The following is a 1,859-nucleotide window of genomic DNA, read 5'->3' on the forward strand; positions in this document are numbered from 1 at the left end:
TGCAAATTCTGCTCGAACGGTACGCCTATTCTGAAATCGTCGGTACATTCATTCTGATTTAGCGGTACGCGTTTTCTGCTCAAAGCGGTACGTTTTTCCTTTATTATTGTGATGTAACTATTATTCATCACAGTGCAAAGGAGGAACTATTATGCACGACTACAATACTATTCTTGGAGTCATAGAACTTCGGCTCAGTAAAGTCAGTTATGACTCTGTACAAAAACGTTACCGGATCGGACGGAGCGGGATTGCATTAATCATGAACCGCTACAAGGATTCAGGCTTATCATTGGATGATCTTCGGCAAATGCCAGCCTCAAAGGTAGTTGATCTCATCTATCCAAAAGAAAACCTTCGACATAAGGATATTCCACTGCCTGATTTTGAAAAAATACATGAGCAGATGATCCAAATGGGAAAACATGCTGACTTGAGTTTTCTATGGATTGATTATAAAAAAGAGCATCCCAACGGTTACCAGCTCGCTCAGTTTTATAAGCTGTATCGTGATTTTATGGTAGATACTTATGGTACTTCAAAAACATCTATGCCTGTGGAACGGATCCCTGGTGAAAAGATGTATATTGACTGGGTAGGCGACCAGCCGGAACTGCTATTGGACACAACAACTGGCGAACTTCGGAAAGTTCACATTTTTACAACTACACTTGGTTTTAGCAGTCTTGTTTATGCAGAGATCTTTCTGGATGAAAAACTTCCACATTTTATTACCGGTACAGTACATGCACTGTCTTATTATGGGGCAGTTCCTAAATATCTTGTCCCGGACAATCTAAGAACAGCTGTTACCAGGCATAGTAAAGATGAACTTGTGCTGCAGTCAGCTTTTTCAGATCTGGAAACTTTTTATGATACGATCGTTCTGCCGCCGCCACCAAGGAAACCGAAAGGCAAACCAACAGTTGAAAATCATGTGCGTTTCTTGGAGACGCATCTGGTAGAAGAGTTAAAGAAAGATACTTATATCTCTCTGGAAGCTCTGAATGCTGCGGTCAAAAAGATCGTAGCGGACATCAACCAGCGTCCTTTCCAGAAAAAATCTGACATTCGGAAATCCCGCATGAATGGATTTGAAAAGTACGACAAACCGCGTATGAACCAGCTTCCAGGCGAAAGTTATACACTTTGTGATTATAAATACTTTCTTAAAGTTCCAGATAATTACCACCTTGAGTATGATGCCCACTACTATTCTGTATTGTATACCTATAAAGGGAAGCCTGCAATTCTTAAGGCTACAATGACGGAGATACGGATCTGTGATGAGTATAACCGGCTGATCTGCCGCCATCCAAGATCTTACCGTGATTTTCCTCTTTACATTACAGATGACAATCACATGCCTCCAGAACACCTGTATTACAAAGAAGTGAATGCACATGACGGAGCTTATTACAGACGATGGGCATCTGTTTATGGAGAATCTATGGTAACTCTTATTGACAGGATACTCCGCAGTTCCAAGCATGAGGAACAGGCATACAACAGCTGTGCCGGTGTACTCCATTCCTGTAAAGATGTTCCTCACAGACTGGTTCAGGAGGCTGCTGAGAAATGCGTAGAAGCCAATGCTTGCAAGTATTCCTATTTCAAGAAAGTACTTAGCATGGTTCAGAATAATCATTCCAGCAGCGCTATAAACGGAACCGGAAAACTTCCTTCCCATACAAACATCCGTGGAAAGGAGGCATACAAATGAGTTCATCCCATGACATTACATTAACACCTCAGGAACAGGCTCTGATCATGCGTCTGAAGAGTTTCCGTGTTCCAGAAATGGCACATATCCTGGAAGAACAGTTGAAAGATCCCAATGCAGATCTGAACACTTTTAT

1 protein-coding gene is annotated in these 1,859 nt (G+C 41.7%); it reads left to right on the forward strand.

Annotated elements, in window-relative coordinates:
* Positions 1 to 151: 151 nt before the first annotated feature.
* A complete protein-coding gene (locus DW694_RS06400) occupies positions 152 to 1,723 on the forward strand; it encodes a DDE-type integrase/transposase/recombinase (RefSeq protein ID WP_118330200.1) in 1,572 nt (523 codons plus the stop codon).
* The last annotated feature ends 136 nt before the right edge of the window (positions 1,724 to 1,859 follow it).

This window comes from Ruminococcus sp. AM26-12LB, assembly GCF_003480785.1.
Classification (GTDB): domain Bacteria; phylum Bacillota; class Clostridia; order Lachnospirales; family Lachnospiraceae; genus Blautia_A; species Blautia_A fusiformis.

Excerpts from the sequence above, each read along its gene's own strand:
- DW694_RS06400 (WP_118330200.1), top strand. The coding sequence starts at position 152 with ATGCACGACTACAATACTATTCTTGGAGTCATAGAACTTCGGCTCAGT.